The organism is Achromobacter xylosoxidans A8, from assembly GCF_000165835.1.
GTDB classification, from domain to species: domain Bacteria; phylum Pseudomonadota; class Gammaproteobacteria; order Burkholderiales; family Burkholderiaceae_B; genus Achromobacter; species Achromobacter xylosoxidans_B.
The window spans coordinates 4668008-4688768 of sequence record NC_014640.1; the positions used below are offsets into that span (position 1 = coordinate 4668008).

Sequence of the window (20761 nt, forward strand, 5' to 3'; positions counted from 1 at the left end):
ATGGCCAAGCAAACGATAGTCTGGACCGCGATCCCCAACGGCCGCGTGCCGGCCGGCCCCGATGCAGGCCGGCTGCGCATCTCCATCGTGGCCTCGCCGCGCCTGACGCCGCAGGCCGCGGACGAGCAGCAACTGCACGCCTACGCCGACTGGGTCAACTGGCCGCGCACGCTGGAACGGCTGCGCTTCGTGCTGAACACCGGCATGGCGGAGATCGAGCTGGAGCCGCAGGCGCAGGCCGACGCGGCGTTGTGGGAACGGCTGCTGCCCAAGACCACGCCGGTCGCCGGCTTCGTGTTCCGCGACATGAGCAAGGTCAACCTGTTTTCGTATTCGGTGGCGGGCGTGCTGGGCCTGGCCCGCAAGCACTACGGCAGGCTGGCGGTGCAGGCCACCGGTACGCCACCCACGCTGCTGCCCTGGCGCGACGCGCATCCGGGCCTGAAGGACATGCTGGGCGACTGCGGCACGCGCACGACCTACATCTCGCTGGGCGACCGGCGCGTCGAGATGCCGCTGCCCGGCTTCGACCGCTTCTTCGACGACAGTGGCGACGGCGCCGAGCGCGTGCTGCGCTCGCAGGTCTACGGTCCGCACAGCATCTATGAGGGCCGCGCCGCAGCGCCGGGCGTGAACGCCGAGGGCAATCCCCAACCCGGGGTGAGCTTTCCGCTACGCGCCCTGCCCACCCGATGGAACGATGGCGGGCTCGCCGGCCCCGACCAGAACCTGATGAAGCTGTGGAACTCGCAGGCCGAGTACACCCTGTTCCAGGCTAACCGCTTCTATCGCCGCGATCCACCCACGGCGCAACAACGCAGCATCCGGCGGCCGGATGGCGAGAACGTGCCCGCGCCGCCCGCCCAGCCCGAAATGGATTTCCACGCCATCGTCGCGTCCTACGGCGACTATCCGGCGCTGCTGCGCCAGCTCGGTCTGGTCATCGACTGCCTGCTGCCGGCGGACTCGCCGATCGCGCAGCAACTGGCGGCCGCACCCGCAGCGCAAGGCTATTTCTTCCTGACCCTGCGCTGGGAAGACGGCCACGACGCGGGCGACGACGCTTGCCCCGCCACCGCCTGGACGGGCGACGCGGAACGCTTCACCACGCGCCCCCGCAACCCCGCCGACCATGAGCGCGGCATGCTGAAACTGCGCCGCGCCGACGACAGCTGGAACCTGTACGAGCCGCGCAGCCCCTTCGACGTCTATCAGGCAGACCCCGACGGCGCGGCGCTCAAAACCGTGGACTTCGTGCTGAGCGCCCAGAACCTGATCGCCAAAAGCCTGGCGCTGGGCGCCGACGGCGCGGTGACCTACACCACCGGCGACAAGCAAGGCGTGGCCGCGCTGCGCTCGGGCGGCCTGGGCGTGGCGCGCCGTGGCCGCGCCTGGGAAGTGGCGCAGAACGCGGCTGCCGCGACCCTGAAGAACGCCGCCTTGTCCGGCGCGCCGGGCAGCATCGTGCTGTATGCCGAGGACCTGCTGCGCGGCTATCGCGTGGACGCGCAGCCGCAAGCGCCCGGCGATCCGCCGCCCTGGCGCTCGCTGTGCCAGCGCGCCGGCGCCTACCGCTGCACCGACGGCGGCGCGCCGCTGCAATTGCCCGACGACGAGGGCTATGTCAAAGGCGCCTCCACCAGCGGCGGCGAGGACCCGGAAGACCAATACCTGCATGAATCCCTGTTCCGCTGGACCGGCTGGAGCCTGGTGGCGCCGCGCCCCGGGCGCACCCTGCGCGACCGCGTGGACCCGGATAGCGGGGTGCAGGGCGAGACGCCGGAAGACGTGCAGGACACCGCCACGGAAAAAGGCAACGGCCTGGCGGTCAGCTTCACGGCTGCCAAGGGCAGCCTGCCGCGCCTGCGCTTCGGCATGCCCTACCGCTTCCGCGCGCGCCTGGTGGACCTGGCCGGCAACAGCTTGGCGCTCGACGATCCCTCGCTCAAGCAGGACGACAACGCCACGCAGCCGGTCGTCTACTGGCGCTTCGAACCCGTCGATCCGCCGGCGCTGGTGCAGCGTGCCCGCGTGAGCGAAGGCGAATCGCTGGAACGCATGGTGATCCGCAGCAATACCGGGTTGGATCCGGCCGCCTACCTCGACAGCCCCGACTTCAAGCAGGCCCGCCTGCAGGACGCCTCCAAGGACTTCGCGTACACGGCAGTCAACGAACGCCACGTGGTGCCGCCCAAGGCATCCCAGCTGCAATGCGAAACGCACGGCCTGTTCGACGCCATGATGGGCGATCCCGCCGGCATCAAGCAGGCCTATGAAATCGCGGCCCGCGATGCGGCCACGCTTTACGACAAGGGGCCGGACACGGACATAGAACTGGTGACGCCGCAGGCGCTGGAGCAGGTGGCGACCACCGAGCAGGTGCCGCCGCGACTGCCCTCGGCCGAGCAGCCTACCGGCGAGCGCCTGGCCGCCGGGCAGTATGTCATCCACCGCGAAGCCCAGGTGCTCACGCCCTATCTGCCGGACCCGGCGGCCGGCGGCATCGCGCTGCGCGCCCAGCCAGGCTACGCCTTGCCCGGCGTCACCGGCCCCAAGGTGCTGGGCCCCAGCGCCGTCATCGCGCAGACGCCTGCCCAGGAGCTGGTGCTGCTGGTGGCGCACGCATCCAAGTGGCCCGACACGCAGGGCTTGCGCATCGTGCTGCAAGAGCGCCGCGCCACCCTGACCGATCCGCCCTGCTCGGAGGACTTTCCCGACGATGGCCTGCCCACCTGGGACGAGGCCAAACGGGTCCTGACCTTCTACCTGCCCAAGGGCCGCATCGCCCGGCTGCGCTATTCCAGCTTTGTGAATCCCGGCCTGGCCAACACCTTCGGCATACCCGCCTGGGCGAACAACGAGGGCGAGCGCGCCACGCTGCGCCTGTCGTCGGTGCTGGGCGGCTGCTGGATGGTCACGCCCTATCGTCCGCTGGTGCTGGTGCACGCAACGCAGCAGCCGATATGCGAGCCCCTGCTGCTGATGGCCGAGGAACCGCAGCGCGGGCCTGGCGATGCCCACGCGGACCTGTACGCCCGCGTGCGGCTGCACGGCCCCACCACCGGCAAGGTCGAGATCGAGGCCGACTGGCACGAATGGGTGGACGACCTGCAGAAGCTGCGTCCGGAACGCCATGCCGGCCATGGCGTGCTGGCCGAGGTCCCCTTGTCGGAAAACTACGCGAACCTCTTCAGCCTGAGCAACGCGGTGAAGGAACAACTGAACGCCGACGGGAAGCTGCGCGCGCGCGGCGACCGTCATGAGTTCGGCGACACCCGCTTCCGGCTCATCCGCTACCGCCTGCGCGCCGCCACGCGCTTCCGCGAATACCTGCCGCCCTCGCTTTACGCGCAGACGGACAAGGTCACGCGGCTGGGGCCCATCGCCGATGGCCCGCTGGTAGAAGTGGGCGCGGACGATGACCCCGGCGCCCCGGTGCTCAGGCGCGACGGCCGGGCGCAGAACACTGTCGTGCGCGCCAGCGCGCCGCCGGACGCCCCCGTCCTCACCTACGTGGTGCCAACCTTCCGCTGGCAGGAAACAGCGGGCGCCGGCAAGCTGGACGTGACGCGGCTGGGCAATGGCTTGCGGGTCTGGCTGGAGCGCCCCTGGTTCTCTTCCGGCGACGGCGAGCTGCTGGGCGTGGTGATCGCGGGCGACGGCCAGAACTTCACCGACATCGGCAATCCGCTGACGCCGCTGGTGACGCAGTGGGGCATGGATCCTCTGTGGGAGACGCCCCCGCCCAAGCACAAGGCGCGCGTGTCGGACTTCTCCGCGCGCGTCACCGACGAGCAGGTCTACCTGCAGGAAATCCCGTCCCAGCTGGTCCACGTGGTCGGACACCGCGTGCGCTGGAGCGAGGAACGCGCGCGCTGGTATTGCGACATCGAACTCGATCCCGGCCGGACCTACATGCCCTTCGTGCGCCTGGCGCTGGCGCGCTATCAGCCCAACGCCATCAGTTCCGCCAAGCTGTCGCGGGTGGTGCAGGCCGAGTTCTCCCAGGTGCTGCCGCGCCGACGCGCGGTGTTCGAAATCAAGCGCGGCCGGCTGACGTTCAGCCTGCGCGGCGTGGTCCCCAAGCATGGGCCCATGAAGTTCCCGCTGGACTCCGAGTACCTGAACATCTCCTTCATCCCCGGCATAGGCCAGACCGCCGAAAGCGGCCGCAACCGCGTGGAACTGGTGCTGCAGACGCGCGATCCGGCGTTGGACAGCGACCTGGCCTGGAGCGATGCCAAGGTGCTGGCATCGGGCCTGCTGGACCCGGCGGGACCGCCCCCCCAGCCGTCCGGCCCGGGCCCCATCCTCATAGACCGCATGCGCGAGCTGCCCATCCTGGAAACCGCCACGCCCACGACGCTCGCCGATCTTTCGCGCCTGGGCAACGTGGTGGTCGGCCCGGTGGTACGTTTTCCGCCCGTGCTGGAAGGCCCTCTGTTGGGGGAACTGCTGGACCCGGTCATCTGGACCGCCAGCGCCGCGCTCCCCGACAGCGGCGGCAAGCCGGTGCGCATCGCGGTGCGCGAGTACGAGCGCTACTACACCGACAGCGCTGTGCCCGAACGGCGCGCCGGCGCCACGCAGCAGCGCCGCGTGGTGGAGGAAAGGCTGGTGTACTCGGCGTTCTTCGGGCTCTAAAAAAAAGGGGTGCCCGAAGGCACCCAAATCCACCCTACAACAGCAACTACAACTGCATAACTCTCCTGCGGCGCTTACGCGACCTTCTGCTCCTTGCCGTGTTCGAACTGGGCCTCTTCCGTCGAGCCCGTCAGCGCGGTGGTCGAGGACTGGCCGCCTTCGATGGTCTGCGTGACGGCGTCGAAGTAGCCGGTGCCGACTTCGCGCTGGTGCTTCACGGCGGTGAAGCCCATTTCAGCAGCGGCGAATTCCTTCTGCTGCAGTTCGACGAAGGCGCTCATCTGGCGGCGGGCGTAGCCGTGGGCCAGTTCGAACATGCCGTAGTTCAGCGCGTGGAAGCCGGCCAGCGTGATGAACTGGAACTTGTAGCCCATGGCGCCCAGCTCGCGCTGGAACTTGGCGATGGTGCCGTCGTCCAGGTTCTTCTTCCAGTTGAACGAGGGCGAGCAGTTGTACGCCAGCAGCTTGCCCGGGAACTGGCGATGGATGGCCTCGGCGAACTTGCGGGCGTATTCCAGGTTGGGCGTGGACGTCTCGCACCAGATCAGGTCGGCGTACGGGGCATAGGCCAGGCCGCGCGAGATGGCCTGGTCGATGCCGGCCTTGGTGCGGAAGAAGCCTTCGACGGTGCGCTCGCCGGTGATGAAGGGACGGTCGTTTTCGTCGACGTCGCTGGTCACCAGGTCGGCTGCGTCGGCGTCGGTGCGGGCCAGCAGCACGGTGGGCGTGCCCATCGTGTCGGCCGCCAGGCGCGCCGACACCAGCTTGGCCACGGCCTCGCGGGTCGGAACCAGCACCTTGCCGCCCATGTGGCCGCACTTCTTCACCGAAGCCAGCTGGTCTTCGAAGTGCACGCCCGAGGCGCCCGCTTCGATCATGGCCTTCATCAGTTCGAAGGCGTTCAGCACGCCGCCGAAGCCGGCTTCGGCATCCGCCACGATGGGCGCGAAGAAATCGATGTAGCCTTCGTCGCCCGGGTTCTTGCCTTCCATCCACTGGATCTGGTCGCAGCGGGTCAGCGAGTTGTTGATGCGGCGGACCACCTGCGGCACCGAGTTGGCGGGGTACAGCGACTGGTCGGGATACATTTCGCCGGCCAGGTTGGCGTCGCCGGCAACCTGCCAGCCCGACAGGTAGATGGCCTTCAGGCCGGCCTTGACCTGCTGCATGGCCTGGTTGCCGGTCAGGGCGCCCAGCGAATTCACGAAAGGCTCGCTATGCAGCAGTTCCCACAGGCGGGTGGCGCCGCGGCGCGCCAGCGTGTGTTCCACGCCGATGGAGCCGCGCAGGCGGATGACGTCCTCGGCGCTGTAGTCGCGCTTGATGCCTTGCCAGCGGGCGTTTTCGGCCCAGTCCTTCTGCAGATTGCGGATTTCGGTTTCGCGGTGGCTCATGGTGATGCTCCTGGTCAGTGATGGGGAAGACTTCAAAAGATTCGCGTCCTGCGTTGCGTGAATCGTTGGACAAAGTCTATGCCTCTGCTGCGGAGCAATGTGGGCTTATGTCTTATACAAGACGAAAAATATTATCCTTATAAATCAATTATTTATAAATTCAATTTCGTATTGCGAAACGCAATTATCATCTGTGAAATGGGTTCCCGCTGCTGCGCAGCAGCGGCTTTCACATGACGAAGGTTACATTTCACGATATGGAAAATCAGGCTTTTTTGCCAACGCCTACAATGCGCTCATTCTTCAAGTTTCCGATGACTCCGCTATGACGCTGTCCCACGGCCCGCTGGGCCAGAGCGTGGCCTACGCCTCGCAATACGACCCCTCGCTGCTCTTCCCCATCGCCCGGTCCCACAACCGCGCTGCGCTGAACCTGGAAGCAGGCAAGCTGCCCTTCACCGGCGTGGACCTGTGGAACGCCTACGAGCTGTCGTGGCTGGACGCCAAGGGCAAGCCGCGGGTGGCCATGGCCACCTTCTCGGTGCCGGCCGACAGCCCCAACATCATCGAGTCCAAGTCCTTCAAGCTTTACCTGAACTCGTTCAACCAGACCCGCCTGGTCAATTCGGCCGCCTTGCGCGGCCGTCTGGAACGCGACCTGAGCGCCGCCGCCGGCGCGCCGGTGGGGCTGGATTTCTTCCTGCCGCAGCGTTTCTCCGAATTGCAGATGGGCGAGCTGGCCGGCATCTATATAGACAAGCTGGACATCGAGATCGACACCTACGAGCCCGCGCCCGAAGTGCTGCGCACCCGCCCGGGCGAAGTGGTCGAGGAAACGCTGGCTTCGCGCCTGTTGAAATCGAACTGCCCCGTGACGGGCCAGCCCGACTGGGCCAGCGTGCAGATCCGCTACCGCGGCGCGCCGATAGACCGCGAGTCGCTGCTGCGCTATGTGGTGTCGTTCCGCCAGCACGCGGAGTTCCACGAGCATTGCGTCGAGCGTATCTTCAGCGACATCATGCAGGCCTGCCGGCCAGAGCAGCTGACGGTCTATGCGCGCTACACGCGCCGCGGCGGGCTGGACATCAACCCGTGGCGCAGCAACTTCGAAGCCGGCCCGCCGGCGGACGTGCGCACCGTCCGCCAGTAGGACCCCGCAACCGCCCTACTTCACAAAGGGTTCGGGCCGCGGCGTGTCGTCCGCCGACGGCGGCAGCACCGGATACTGGAAGGCCGGCTGATCGCCCGTCAGCGTCTTCAGGAACGCCACGATCTGCGCGTTCTCATCCGGCGTGAAGGTCCGGCCCAGCTGCAAGCGGCCCATCACATCCACGGCCTGCGTCAGCGTGGCTGCCTCGCCGTCATGGAAGTACGGATAGGTCAGCGCCACGTTGCGCAGCGTCGGCACCTTGAAGTTGAAGCGGTCGGCGTCCTTGCCCGTCACCGCCGCGCGGCCCTCGGCCTTGTTCTCGGTGACGTAGGGCGTGACCAGGCCCATCTTCTGGAACGAATTGCCGCCCACCGCCACGCCGTTGTGGCAGGCCACGCAGCCGCTGTTCTTGAACAGTTCGTAGCCCGCCAGCTCGCGCACCGTCAGCGCCTTCTGGTCGCCGCGCAGCCACTGGTCGAAGCGCGAGTTGGGCGTCACCAGCGTTTCCTCGAACGCGGCCAGGGCGCCGGTGACCTCTTCGATCGTGATGTCGTCCTTGCCGAAGACCTGCTTGAATTCCGCCCGATAGCCGGGGATGGAGTTCAGCACCTGCACCGCCAGCTCGTGGGTGGAGGCCATTTCCATGGGGTTGGCGATGGGGCCGCCCGCCTGCTCGCGCAGATCCTTGGCGCGGCCGTCCCAGAATTGGGCGATGTTCAGGCTGGAATTGAGCACCGTCGGCGAGTTGATCGAGCCCTGCTGCCACTTGTGGCCGATCGAGGCCTTGAGATTGTCCGATCCGCCCATGCCCAGGTTGTGGCAGGAATTACAGGAAATCGCGCCCGAGCGCGACAGGCGCGGATCGAAGAAGAGCTTCTTGCCCAGCTCGACCTTGGCCGGCTCCTTGATGACCGCCGGCTCGACCGGCTGTATCGGTTCCTGCGTGGCCGCGCTGGCCAGACCCATCCAACTGCCCAAGGCGACCCCTGCCGCCAGCAACGCGCTTGCCCTTCTCATTTGCTTCTCCTGAGTAATGACCACTTCACTGACAAGGTCATTACATCAGAGAGACGCCGCATCAACCTTGCGTAGGGTCAAACCGCCGGGGCGCCCGCCCCGGCGGGTTCAGGATCGTGCGGCAGCCGAGGCCGGGGCCGCGGGTTCCGCGCGGCGCGCCTGCACCGCGATCCATTGCGCCAGGAAGGCCGCGGCGGCGAACGCCACGCCGGCACCCACCCAAGGACCCTGGCGCAGGCCGGCGTCCAGCAACAGGCCGAATGCCAGCGGGCCCAGCGCCGAGCCCACGTCCATGCCGGAATACACCAGTCCATAGACGGATCCGGTGGATCCCTTGGGCGTGACGCGGCGGATCAGCATGTCGCGCGACGGCGCCGCCACGCCGGAGCAAAAGCCAGCCAGGGCCACCACGGGCGCGGCCAGGACTGCGGGTACCAGGCCCAGCGCCAGCACCACCAGGGTCAAACCCGCCAGGATCAGCGCCACCATTACGGTGCGCTCGGTGCGCGGATTGGCCGAGACCAGGAAACCGCCCGCGGCCATGCCGACGGCGGAAGCCACCATATAGCCGGACAGCGCCGAACTGGCGGCGACCTTGGACAGGTCATACAGCTGGCCCAGCAAGGGAATGGTGTAGTTCTGCACCGAGGACAGCGCGATGGAGGTGCAGGCGAAGAACAGGAATGCGCCCCACAGCGCCGGCTTGGACAACAGCGTGGCCAGCGTGGTCAGCACGCTTTCCTGGGGTTTCGCGGCGGGCTTGGCGGCAGCCTTGCCGGTTTCCGCGTCCGCATGGCCTTCCAGCGGCGACGGGCCGCCAAGCAGGTCGCGGCCTAGTATCGTCAACAGCAGCACCAGCGCCACCAGCCCGGCGGCGCTATAGGCCGCCACGCGCCAGTCCGCCAGCAAGGTGATGCTGGTCATGAAAACGGGGGTCAGCGCCCAACCCAGGTTGCCCGTCAGCCCGTGCGCGGAGAACGCGTGCCCCAGCCGCGCTGCGGAAACCCGATGGTTGATGATGGAATAGTCGGCAGGATGGAACACGGAATTGCCGATGCCGCCCACGACCGCCGCCGCAATCAGCATGGCGTAGCCGTTGGCCGATCCGATCAGCACTCCCGACAGCACGAAACACGCCAGCCCGAACCACAGCACCGGCCGCGCACCGATCCGGTCGACCACGAAGCCCGAAGACGCCTGGCCGATGCCGGACACCACGTAGAACGTGGACACCAGCAGCCCAAGGCGGGCGAAGTCCAGGCCGAACTCGTTGCCCAGCGAGACATAGAGCGAGGGCAGCACCAGTTGGAAGAAGTGGGAGGAAGCATGGGCCACGCCGATCAGCATGATGAGCTTCCAGTCGCGCCGGCGGGCGGCGGCGTCCAGGGCCAGGGTATTCGCAGCGGTGTTCATTGCAGGCAGCCGCGGTCAGCGGCGGGTGGCGCGGCGCCAGGGGCGATGCGCAGGTTGTCTCCGGCAACGCCCGGTGCTCCGGGCGTTGGACTATGAGGCGCCATGCCGGACATGCCGGCCGATCGCTCTTTATACGTGACGGCGGCCGCCTTGCGCGAGCCGGGCCGCCGTTGTGCAAACCAATACTACAGGGCCTTTTCGCGGATGGCGGGCCAGGCGCGCTGCAGGTAATACAGCATCGACCAAACCGTCAGCACCGCCGCCACGATGATCAGCACATCGCCCAGCAGGCGCGCGCTGACGCCGTAGATCGGCTGGTTGTACAGCAAGCACGGAATCGCCACCATCTGCGCGGCCGTCTTGAACTTGCCCAGCCGGTGCACCGCCACGCTGGCGCTGGCGCCGATCTTGGCCATCCATTCGCGCAGGGCGGAAATCGTGATTTCACGGCCGATGATGATCAGGGAAATAAAGGCATCGACGCGGCTGAGGTCCAGCAGGACGATCAGGGCGGCGCAGACCATCAGCTTGTCGGCGACCGGATCCAGGAAGGCGCCGAACGCCGAGGTCTGGTTCCAGCGGCGGGCCAGCCAGCCGTCGAACCAATCCGTCAGCGCCGCAATAATGAAAGCCCAGGCGGCGAAGGTGTCGCGAACAGGGACCGACATCCAGCTTTCGGGCAGGTAGAACAGCCCGACCACCAGCGGAATCATGGCGATGCGCAGCCATGTCAGGATAATGGGTACATTAATTGGCATAGTGTCCGTATGCTACATCAAGAGTGGGGTAGCCCCCCCCCCGAAGCGCCGGAGGCGCTTCCCCCCAAGGGGGGCTCCGCTGCGGACCGGCGGAGCCGGATCCGCGCGGCCTGGCTTTGCGCTACGCCCCTTGCTGCATCTGCGTCCGAAGTCGTGCGGCATTCGCGTTACATGAGGTGTAGATTGCTTTTGCAGCCGGCATCTACGCACGGACGTTACCGCAAGGCTTCATAGATGCGAATGGCCAGGTCCTGGGAGATGCCGTCGACCGAGGCCAGGTCTTCGATGCTGGCGGAGGCCACACCGGAGAAGCCGCCGAAGCGGGCCAGCAGGCGCTGGCGGCGGCGGGCGCCGATGCCTTCGATCTCTTCCAGGCGGGACACGTTGCGGGCCTTGGCGCGGCGGGCGCGCATGCCGGTGATGGCGAAGCGGTGCGCCTCGTCGCGCACCTGGGCGATCAGCATCAGCGCGGCGGACTCGCCGCCCAGCGCCACCGGCGGCCGGGAGTCGGCGAACACCAGGGTTTCCAGGCCGACCTTGCGCCCCTCCCCCTTGGCCACGCCCACCAGCGTCTGGACGTCCAGGCCCAGCTCCACGAACACCTGGCGGGCGACTTCCACCTGGCCCTTGCCGCCGTCGATCAGCACCAGGCCGGGCATGGGCGCCTCGCCATCGGCGACCTTGGCGAAGCGGCGGCTCAGCACCTGGCGCATGGCGGCGTAGTCGTCGCCCGGCGTGATGCCGCCGATGTTGTAGCGGCGGTATAGCGAGGGCTGCATGTCGTGGTGTTCGAACACCACGCAGGACGCCTGGGTGGCTTCACCGGCCGTGTGGCTGATGTCGAAGCATTCGATGCGCAGCGCATCCAGTGCGGCTTCGTCCGTGTCCAGGTCCAGCGCTTCGGCCAACGCCAGGGTGCGGGCCGCGCGGGCGCCGGACTCGGTCAGCGCGCGGGCCAGGGCCATTTCGGCATTCTTGGTCGCCTGCTCCAGCCAGGCGCGGCGCGCGCCCTGCGGGCGCGTTAACACGCGCGACGGCCGTCCGCCCGCCTGTTCCACCAGCAAGCCGATCAGGTCGGGATCGGGCAAGGCGTGCGAACAGACCAGCACCGGCGGCATGGCATTGTCGGTGTAGTGCTGGGCGACGAAGGCCTCCAGCACCTGCGGCGCGGCCTCGCCTTCGGCGTGCGAGGGAAAGAACGGCTTGTCGCCCAGATGGCGGCCGCCCCGCACCATCGCCAGGTTGACGCAGACTTTGCCGCCGGCGATCGCCACCGCAATGATGTCGGTGTCTTCGCCGCTGACGTTCTCCATGGTCTGCTGATGCAGCACGCGCGCCAGCGAGCCCATCTGGTCGCGCAGCGCCGCGGCTTCCTCGAAGCGCAATTCGCTGGCGGCCTGCTGCATCCGGTTTTCGATCTCGCCCATCACGTCCTTGGCTTCCCCGTTCAGGAAGCGCACGGCGCGCTGCACGTCGCGTTCGTAATCGGCCGCCTCGATCGCGCCGACGCAGGGCGCCGAGCAGCGCCCGATCTGATGCAACAGACAGGGCCGCGAACGGTTGGCGAAGACCGAGTCTTCACAGGTGCGCAGGCGGAATACCTTCTGCAGTATCTGGATCGTTTCGCGCACGGCCCAGGCGTTGGGGAACGGCCCGAAGTACTGGCCGCGCTTGTTGGTGGCGCCGCGGTAATAGGCGATGCGCGGCCAATCGTGGCCGGTGATCAGCAGGTAGGGATAAGACTTGTCGTCGCGGAACAGGATGTTGTAGCGCGGCTTCAGGGTCTTGATGAGGTTGTTTTCGAGGATCAGCGCTTCCGCTTCGGAGCGCGTCACCGTCACCTCCAGCCGCGCCACCTTCGCCACCATCTGGGCGATGCGGGGGCTGGCCAGGTTCTTCTGGAAATACGACGAGACGCGCTTCTTCAGGTCGCGCGCCTTGCCGACATACATGACCTCGCCGGCCGCATCCAGATGCCGGTACACGCCCGGCAGATGCGGCAGGTCAGCCAGGAACGATTTGAGATTGAAGTCGTCGGGCATTCTGGTAACGGCTTTCAGCCTGCAAGGTATCCCAGTCCGGCGCATCAAAGCGCGGCATCAGGCGGCGGATGCGGGCCACGGATTCGGCCGGGTGCTCGAACTTCAGGCGCTCGAGCAGCTCGTCGGCCAGGTCCGGCCGGTTGCATACCAGCACCATGTCGCAGCCGGCGCCCAGAGCGGCGTTGGCGCGGTCGAGGATGTCGCCTGCCACCGAAGCGCCTTCCATGGTCAGGTCGTCCGAGAACACCACTCCATCGTAGCCCAGACGGGTGCGCAGGATGTCCTGGACCCAACGCTTGGAAAAGCCTGCCGGGTGCTTGTCGACCTTGGGATAGATCACATGCGCGGGCATGACCGACGGCAGCACCGCGTCGCCCAGCCAGGCATACGGCGCAGCGTCGTCCTTCAGTATCTTGTCCAAGGGACGCGGGTCCACCGGGATCTCATGGTGCGAGTCCGCTTCCACGAAACCGTGGCCGGGGAAGTGCTTGCCGCAGGCCGACATGCCCGCCAGCTGCAGGCCCTGGATCAGCGCGCGCGACAGCATCGCGACCACGCGCGGATCCTGGTGGAAGGCGCGGGTGCCGATCACCTTGCTGACGCCGTAGTCCAGGTCCAGGACAGGCGTAAAGCTCATGTCCACGCCGCAGGCGCGCAGCTCGGCGGCCAGCACGTAGCCGGCTTCGGTGGCCAGGCGCATGGCTTGCAGCGGATCGCGGTTCCACAGCACGCCGAGATCGCGCATGGCGGGCAGCGGCGTGAAGCCGTCTTCGCGAAAACGCTGCACGCGGCCGCCTTCGTGGTCCACCAGGATCAGCAGGGGCTCTTTGCGAGCCTTGTGGATCTGGCGCGTCAGCTCGGTCAGTTGCTTGCGGCTTTCGAAATTGCGGGCGAAAAGAATCACGCCGCCCACCAGAGGATGGCGCAGGCGCTTCTTTTCCGCCTTCGTCAGCGTGTATCCCGCCACATCGACCATCACGGGGCCGGGCGGCAGCACCGCCTTGGATTTCTTCTTGGCCATGTCAGGCTTCCTTCTGTCTGAGTCTGGCAAGCCGGCGGCAGACACGGGGTCCGCCGATCAGGGCTTGCGTTCAACCACCACGTAAGCGGCGGCCATGTCGGATTCGTCGGTAATGGATACGTGCGCCGCGCCAAACCGCTGCTCATACCATTGCAGCAGTTCGGGCGCGATCACCAGCACGGGACGCCCGCCGGGCGCATTCAGCGTCTGTACGCGGCGCCACGTCATGGGCATGCGCATGCCCAGGCCGATGGCTTTGGAAAATGCTTCCTTGGCCGCGAAGCGCGTGGCCAGGAAACGCAGGCCGCGCACCGGGTCGCGGGCGCGGCGCGCATGGAATTTCTGCAGTTCTTCCGCGCCCAGGATCTTTTCCGCGAAACGATCGCCGTGGCGCGCCAGCGCGCGCTCGATGCGGTCGATGCGCAGCAGGTCCATGCCGATGCCGGCAATGGCGCCCGCGGGCGCGGCGGGGCGGGAGGCGTCAGCCATGGGCATGCCCGCGCGTCCGGCGGCAAGCAAGCAGCATCGGGTTCGCGGTCACAGCCCGCGCAGCGCTTGCAGGCGGGCCTGCACCATCAGCGCCTTCATGTCGCGCACCGCCTTTTCCCAGCCGTCGAACACCGCCTGCGCCACGATGGCGTGGCCGATGTTGAGCTCGGCAATGCCGTCCAGCGCAGCCACCGGCTTGACGTTGCCGTAATGCAGGCCATGGCCGGCATTCACGCGCAAGCCATGGCGCAACCCTTCGGCCACGGCCAGGCGCAGCCGTTGCAGTTCGGCCTCGGCGGCCTCCCCTTCGGCTTCGGCATAGGCGCCCGTGTGCAATTCGATCACCGGCGCGCCGGCCTGGGCCGCGGCCGCGATCTGCACCGGATCCGGATCGATGAAAAGCGACACGCGGATGCCGGCCTCGGCCAGCAGGCCCACGGCGTCCGACACGGGCCCCATGGCGCCAGCGACTTCCAGGCCGCCTTCGGTTGTAAGCTCGGTACGCTTTTCGGGCACCAGGCAGACGTCGCTAGGCTTGACCGCGCAGGCGATCTCCAGCATTTCCGCCGTCACCGCGCATTCCAGGTTCATGCGCGTGCGCAGTTGCGGGCGCATGGCGTACACGTCCTTGTCCTGGATATGGCGCCGGTCTTCGCGCAGATGCAGCGTGATCAGATCGGCGCCGGCATCCTCCGCGCGCAACGCGGCGAGCACCGGGTCCGGATAGGTCGTGTGGCGTTGTTGCCGCAGCGTGGCAACGTGATCGATGTTTACACCAAGTTCTATCATTGCACTTTCGTTGTTTCTTCCCAGCCGCCGCCCAGGGCCTTGTACAGTTCCACGCGGTTGATCAGCGCGGCCAGGCCAGTCTGGACCAGAGAGAGCTGGGCATTGAAAAAGTCCACCTGCGCGGTCTGCACCTGCAAGTAGCTGTCGATACCGTTGGTATAGCGCAGATTCGACAGTTCCAGCGTGCGTCCGGACGCGTCCTGCAAGGCGCGCTGGGCATCCAGCTGCGCCCCGTAGGTAGCTTCGCCCGCCAGCGCGTCCGAGACTTCGCGGAACGCCTGCTGAATGGACTGTTCGTACTGCGCCACGGCGATATTGTCGCGCGCCTTGGCCAGGTTCAGCCCTTCGCGGATGCTGCCGCCGGCAAACAGCGGCGTGGTGATCGAAGGCGAGAAGCTCCAATAACCCTGGCCGCCCTTGAACAGGTCGCCCAACGACGGGCTGGCCACGCCCAGCAGGCCGGTCAGCGAGATGGTCGGGAAGAACGCCGCGCGCGCCGCGCCGATATTGGCGTTGGCGGATAGCAACTGGTTTTCCGCGGCCATGATGTCCGGGCGGCGTTCCAGCAGGTCGGACGGCAGGCCGGCAGGCACCGTGGCCAGCAACTGGTCGCGGCCGAACACGGCGGGCGCCGGCAGGTCCGGCGGCAACGGCGTGCCAACCAGCAGCACCAGCGCGTTCATGGCCTGGGCCTGGGCGCGGGCCAGTTGCGCCAGATCGGACGAGGCCGTATCCAGCAGCGTCTTGGCCTGGTTCAGGTCCAGTTCGGAGGCCACGCCGCCGTCGAAACGGCGCTTGACCAGGTCGTAGGACTCCTGGCGCGATGCCAGGGTGCGCTGCGTCAGTTCCAGCTGGACCTCGGCGGCGCGCAGATTGAAGTACGACTGCGCGACCGCCCCGACCAGCGTGATCTGGGCGCTCTTCTGCGCCTGTTCCGTCGACAGGTATTGCTGGTACGCCGCCTCGGAAAGGTTGCGCAAGCGGCCGAACAGGTCGATCTCGAAGGTGGTCAGGCCGATGCCGGCCTGGTACGAGCTGCTGATGGAACCCGAGCCGGGCTGCCGCATGTTCTGCGGCAGATGCTGGCGCTGGCCTTGAATGCCGGCGCCGATGCTGGGCCATTGCGCGCCGCGCTGGATGCCGTACTGGGCGCGGGCTTCTTCCACGCGTTCAACCGCCACGCGCAGGTCGCGGTTGTTGACCAGCGACAGCTCGATCAGGCTTTGCAGGCGCGGATCGCGGAAGAATTCGCGCCAGCCCAGATTGGCGGCGGGCGTGCCGTCCTGCGGCATGACCGCGGTGGACGGTTGGGTGCCCAGCGAAGTGGGCTTGGCATAGCCGCCGTACTGCACCTTGGGCTGGTCGGGCCAGGCGTCCGTCACCGGCGCGTCGGGGCGCTTGTAATCAGGCGCCAGCGAGCAGCCGGCCAACGCCACCGCCACGAAAGCGGACAAGGCGGTCTGTTTGAACTTCAGGGCTTTCATTCCTTGCCCTCCTGGCCACCGTTGGGTTGTGCGGGATGTTGCGCGGCGGCGTCCGGGGCAGCCTGTCCGGCTGCAGCCTTCTTGGCCGCCTGCTCTTCTTCGAAGGCGCGCAGTTCGGCGCCCAGCAGGCGCGGCCGGGTCTTGAACAGGCCCAGCACCACCACGAAGAAGGTCGGCACGAAAATCACCGCGAACGGCGTGGCGGCCAACATGCCGCCCAGCACGCCCAGACCCACGGCGCGCTGGCTGGCGGCGCCGGCGCCGGTCGCCATGGCCAGGGGCACCACGCCCAGGATGAACGCCAGCGAAGTCATCAGGATGGGGCGGAACCGCAACCTGGCGGCTTCCACCGCCGACTCGTACAAGCCCATGCCGCGCGCGTACTGGTCCTTGGCGAACTCCACGATAAGAATGGCGTTCTTGGCCGCCAAGCCGATCACGGTCACCATGCCCACCTGGAAGTACACGTCGTTGGACATGCCCAGCGCGCTGATCAGCGCCACCGCGCCCAGCATGCCCAGCGGCACCACCAGCATCACCGAAATCGGGATGGCCCAGCTTTCATACAGGGCGGCCAGCACCAGGAACACCACCAGCAGCGACAGGCCCATCAGGATCGGGGCCTGATTGCCGGCCTGGCGCTCCTGATAAGAAAGGCCGTTCCACTCGTAGCCGAAGCCCTGCGGCAACTCGCCCACCAGGCGTTCCATCTCGGCCATCGCCTCGCCCGTGGTGTAGCCCGGCGCGGCGTCGCCGCTGATGCGCATGGACTCGTAGCTGTTGTAGCGCACCACCTGCACCGGGCCCTGCTTCCATTCGGCCTTGACGAAGGTGGACAGCGGCACCATGCCGCCCTGACCGTTGCGCGCATTCAGCTGCAGCACATCATTGAGCTGCATGCGGTACGGCGCGTCGGCCTGCACCCAGATGTTCTGCATCCGGCCCAGGTTGGGGAACTTGCTCAGGTAGGCGGAACCGACCGCGGTGGAAATCAGCGAGGCAGCCTCGTTGAAATCCACGCCCAGCGCGGCCGCCTTGTCGCGATCGATGGTCAGGCTGAGCTGCGCGCCCGGTCCGAGGCCGGTGATGCGCACCTGCGACAGCACGGGGCTCTTCATGACCAGGCCCATGAGTTCGCCGGTGGCCGCGGCCAGGGCAGCGGAACCCGCCGCGCCGCGATCCTGCAGGCGGAAGTCGAAACCGGTGGCGTTGCCCAGGGACGAGATGGCGGGCGGCACCAGCGTGAACACCTGCGCGTCATGGATGCCCATCAACTGCTTCTCGAAGGCCCGGAAGGCGATTGCGCCCGCGGAATCCTTGCGCTCCTTGCGTTCGCTGAAGTCCTTCAGCGTGACGAAGGCGATAGCGGCGTTCAGGCCGTTGCCGTTGAAGCTGTAGCCCTGCACGGCGATGATGTTCTCGACCGCGGGCACGTCCGAGAAGTACTTCTCGACCTGCTCGATGACCTCGACCGTGCGGTTGGCCGTGGCGCCGGTAGGCAGCTCGATGTTGCTGACCACATAGCCCTGGTCTTCCTCGGGCAGGAACGACGACGGCAGGCGCAGGTACAGCCAGCCCAGCAGCACGACCAGCAACAGGAAGGCCAGCATCATGCGGCCGCCCTTGTGCAGGATCCGCGACACCCAGTTCTGGTAGTTGTGGGTGGTGGCGTCGAATTTGCGGTTGAACCAGCCGAAGAAGCCCTTCTTGTCCTCGTGGTGGCCCTTGGGCACCGGCTTGAGGATGGTGGCGCACAGCGCCGGGGTAAAGGTCAACGCCAGCAGCGCCGAGAAGAAGATGGACACGGCCATCGCGATCGAGAACTGGCGATAGATCACGCCCACCGAACCGCTCATGAAGGCCAGCGGCAGGAACACCGTCACCAGCACCAGCGTGATGCCGATGATGGCGCCGCTGATCTGCGGCATGGCCTTCTTGGTGGCTTCCTTGGGTGGTAAGCCCTCCGTGGACATGATCCGCTCGACGTTCTCCACCACCACGATGGCGTCGTCCACCAGAATCCCGATGGCAAGCACCATGGCGAACATGGTGAGCACGTTGATGGAGAACCCGAGCGCCAGCATCACCGCGAACGCCCCCAGCATGGCCACCGGCACCACCAGGGCCGGGATCAGGGTATAGCGGACGTTCTGCAGGAACAGATACATCACCAGGAACACCAGCACCATGGCTTCAGCCAGGGTGTGGACCACCTGCTCGATCGACACCTTCACGTAAGGCGCCGTGTCGTACGGAATGGAGTAGGTGATGTTGCCCGGGAAGTACTTGGACAGTTCTTCCATCTGCTGGCGCACGCCCTGCGCGGTAGCCAGCGCGTTGGCGTTGGGCGACAGCACGATGGCGAATGCGGCCGTCGGCTTGCCGTTCAGGCGGGCGCCGAACTGGTAGTTGTCCGCACCCACTTCGATGCGGGCGACGTCGCGCAGCAGCACCTGGGAGCCGTCGGTATTGGCGCGCAGGACGATCTTGCCGAAGCCCTCTACCGTGCTCAGCTGGCCGTTGGCCGTGACCGTGGCGGTGATGCGCTGCGAGTCCGGGTTGGGCGGCGCACCGATGCTGCCGCCGGAAATCACCACGTTCTGCTGGGCGATGGCCTGGTTGACCTGCGACATGCTCAGGTTGAAACCGACCAGCTTGGCGGGATCGACCCACACGCGCATGGCGCGCGGCGCCGCGAACAGCTGGAACTGGCCCACGCCGGGCACGCGGGACACCGGGTTCTTGATGTTGCGGGTGATGTAGTCGGCCAGCGCGGTCTGGTCGAGCGAACCGTCGGTGGACGACACCGCCGCCACCATCAGGAAGCCAGTACTGGTCTGCTCGTATTGCAAGCCCTGCTGCTGCACGGCCGTCGGCAACTGCGCGACCACGTTGGACACGCGGTTCTGCACGTCCACCTGCGCCAAGTCTGGGTTGGTCCCGGGCGCGAAGGTCGCGGTGATGGTCGAGGTACCGTAGGAATCGCTGACCGACTCGTAGTAGATCAGGCCCTTGGCGCCGTTGAGCTGGTCTTCGATGATACTGGTGACCTGCTCGGCCACTTCGTTGGCCGACGCGCCGGGGTAGGTAGCCGTGATCGTGATCGCGGGCGGCGCCACGTCCGGGTACTGCGAGATCGGCATGTTCGGGATCGCCAACACCCCGGCCAGCAGGATGAACAGGGCGACTACCCAAGCGAAAATCGGTCTATCAATAAAAAATTGCGGCATGTGGGCTGACTCTGAAAGCGATGCTCACCAAAGAGGAACGCGGCGCTTACGCCGCGTGCCGCTTAAGATTTCTGGCCTGCGGCCTTGTCCTGCTGCGCAGGCTCGGCCGGCTTGGCGCCGGGCTGCGGGGCGGATTCCGCGGGCTTGGCGCCCGGTTGCGCGGGAGCCTGGCCGCCCGCTGCGGGCGTGCCGTTCTTCCATTCGCTGGCCTGCACCGGCGCACCCGGGCGGACCTTCTGGAACCCTTCCACCACGACCACGTCGCCAGCCTTCAGGCCGCTGGTGACGATCCAGTTGCTCTTGAGAGCGCCGCCAGTGGTGACCGGTATCTGCTCGATCTTGTTGTCCTTGACCAGCAACAGGCTTTGCAGGCCATCCGCGGTACGCTGCAGCGCCTGCTGCGGCACCATCAGGGCCTTGTCGTCCACGCCCTGCTCCAGGCGCACGCGCACGTACATGCCGGGCAGCAGGATGCCGTCGGGGTTGGGGACTTCGGCGCGCAGGTTGACCTGCCCCGTGGTCGGATCCACGGTGATGCCGGTGAACAGCAGCTTGCCCGGCTGGCCGTACTCGGAGCCGTCTTCCAGCACGATGGTGGCGCGCGCCGTGTCCTTGCCGACCTGCTGCAGCTGGCCGCTGGCGAAAGCGCGGCGCAGGGATGCGAGTTCCGCGGTGGACTGGGTGAAGTCCACGTAGATCGGATCCAGCTGCTGCACCGTGGCCATCTGCGTGGCGGAGGTGCCCTCGACCAGCGCGCCTTCGGTGACCAGCGGCTTGCCGATGCGGCCGGTGATGGGCGAGGTGACGTCGGTGTAACCGAGGTTGATCGCAGCGTTGTCCTGCGCGGCCTTGGCGGCGGCGACGGCGGCGTCCGCCTGGCGGTACGAGGCCACGGCGTTGTCGTATTCCTGCTTGCTGACGGCGTTGGCCTTGACCAGCGGCGCGTAGCGGTCGGCCAGCAGCTTGGCGCTGAACAGATTGGCCTGAGCCTGCTTGAGCTGCGCCGTGGCCTGATCGTAGGCGGCCTTGTAGGGCGCCGGATCGATCTTGAACAGCAGTTGGTTTTCCTTGACGTCCCCGCCCTGCTCGAAGGCGATCTTCTGGACGATGCCGGTGACGCGCGAACGGATCTGCGCGTCCCGGACGGCATCGACGCGGCCAGGCAGGTCGGACACGATGGGCGCGCGCTGCGGCTGGATCGTAATGACGCTGACTTGGGGCATGCCTGGATTCATGTGCGGCTTTTCACCGCAACCAGCCAATATCAGTGCGAGGACCCCACCAGAAAAAACCAGCCCTGAAACACGTTTAGGCGAAAACCGCATTGAAA

The 20761-nt window shown here is 67.0% G+C and carries 13 protein-coding genes; 2 read left to right on the forward strand and 11 right to left on the reverse strand.

All coding sequences use genetic code 11. From position 1 onward, the window contains the following. The gene (locus AXYL_RS21650; protein WP_013394998.1) at nucleotides 1-4644 is read left to right on the forward strand and encodes a hypothetical protein; all 4644 of its coding nucleotides are present in this window, start codon (nucleotides 1-3) and stop codon (nucleotides 4642-4644) included. A 74-nt stretch (nucleotides 4645-4718) separates the two neighbouring features. Here AXYL_RS21650 and aceA read toward each other — a convergent pair whose 3' ends face one another. Further along, entirely contained in the window at nucleotides 4719-6038 is a 1320-nt protein-coding gene (gene aceA, locus AXYL_RS21655) for an isocitrate lyase (RefSeq protein ID WP_013394999.1), read from the reverse strand. A gap of 325 nt (nucleotides 6039-6363) precedes the next feature. Here aceA and queF point away from each other — a divergent pair, with 325 nt between their 5' ends. Next, on the forward strand, nucleotides 6364-7188 hold the full coding sequence (gene queF, locus AXYL_RS21660) for an NADPH-dependent 7-cyano-7-deazaguanine reductase QueF (RefSeq protein WP_013395000.1): 825 nt from the start codon (nucleotides 6364-6366) through the stop codon (nucleotides 7186-7188). Nucleotides 7189-7203: 15 nt separating this feature from the next. On the opposite strand, the gene AXYL_RS21665 is transcribed toward queF, so the two are convergent. From AXYL_RS21665 to AXYL_RS21710, 10 genes are all read right to left on the reverse strand, one after another. Then, the gene (locus AXYL_RS21665) at nucleotides 7204-8205 is read right to left on the reverse strand and encodes a cytochrome-c peroxidase (RefSeq protein ID WP_013395001.1); all 1002 of its coding nucleotides are present in this window, start codon (nucleotides 8203-8205) and stop codon (nucleotides 7204-7206) included. Between the two features lie 108 nt (nucleotides 8206-8313). Further along, a complete protein-coding gene (locus tag AXYL_RS21670; RefSeq protein WP_013395002.1) occupies nucleotides 8314-9618 on the reverse strand; it encodes an MFS transporter in 1305 nt (434 codons plus the stop codon). Nucleotides 9619-9803: 185 nt separating this feature from the next. Next, nucleotides 9804-10376: a CDP-diacylglycerol--glycerol-3-phosphate 3-phosphatidyltransferase gene (gene pgsA / locus AXYL_RS21675; protein WP_013395003.1), complete on the reverse strand. Its 573-nt coding sequence runs from the start codon at nucleotides 10374-10376 to the stop codon at nucleotides 9804-9806. Nucleotides 10377-10591: 215 nt separating this feature from the next. Continuing rightward, entirely contained in the window at nucleotides 10592-12418 is a 1827-nt protein-coding gene (uvrC, locus tag AXYL_RS21680; RefSeq protein ID WP_013395004.1) for an excinuclease ABC subunit UvrC, read from the reverse strand. After that, nucleotides 12381-13439, reverse strand: coding sequence for a beta-N-acetylhexosaminidase (nagZ, locus tag AXYL_RS21685; protein WP_013395005.1), 1059 nt, complete (start codon nucleotides 13437-13439; stop codon nucleotides 12381-12383). The genes uvrC and nagZ overlap by 38 nt, the downstream gene beginning before the upstream one ends. A gap of 57 nt (nucleotides 13440-13496) precedes the next feature. Next, nucleotides 13497-13934: a holo-ACP synthase gene (gene acpS / locus AXYL_RS21690; RefSeq protein ID WP_013395006.1), complete on the reverse strand. Its 438-nt coding sequence runs from the start codon at nucleotides 13932-13934 to the stop codon at nucleotides 13497-13499. Between the two features lie 42 nt (nucleotides 13935-13976). Next, a complete protein-coding gene (gene pdxJ / locus AXYL_RS21695; RefSeq protein ID WP_013395007.1) occupies nucleotides 13977-14717 on the reverse strand; it encodes a pyridoxine 5'-phosphate synthase in 741 nt (246 codons plus the stop codon). Beyond that, nucleotides 14714-16201: an efflux transporter outer membrane subunit gene (locus tag AXYL_RS21700; protein ID WP_013395008.1), complete on the reverse strand. Its 1488-nt coding sequence runs from the start codon at nucleotides 16199-16201 to the stop codon at nucleotides 14714-14716. Before AXYL_RS21700 ends, pdxJ begins: the two co-directional genes overlap by 4 nt. Continuing rightward, entirely contained in the window at nucleotides 16198-19431 is a 3234-nt protein-coding gene (locus AXYL_RS21705) for an efflux RND transporter permease subunit (RefSeq protein ID WP_013395009.1), read from the reverse strand. Before AXYL_RS21705 ends, AXYL_RS21700 begins: the two co-directional genes overlap by 4 nt. Nucleotides 19432-19493: 62 nt before the next feature. Further along, nucleotides 19494-20756, reverse strand: a complete 1263-nt coding sequence (locus AXYL_RS21710) for an efflux RND transporter periplasmic adaptor subunit (protein WP_013395010.1) — start codon at nucleotides 20754-20756, stop codon at nucleotides 19494-19496. Between the last annotated feature and the right edge of the window lie 5 nt (nucleotides 20757-20761).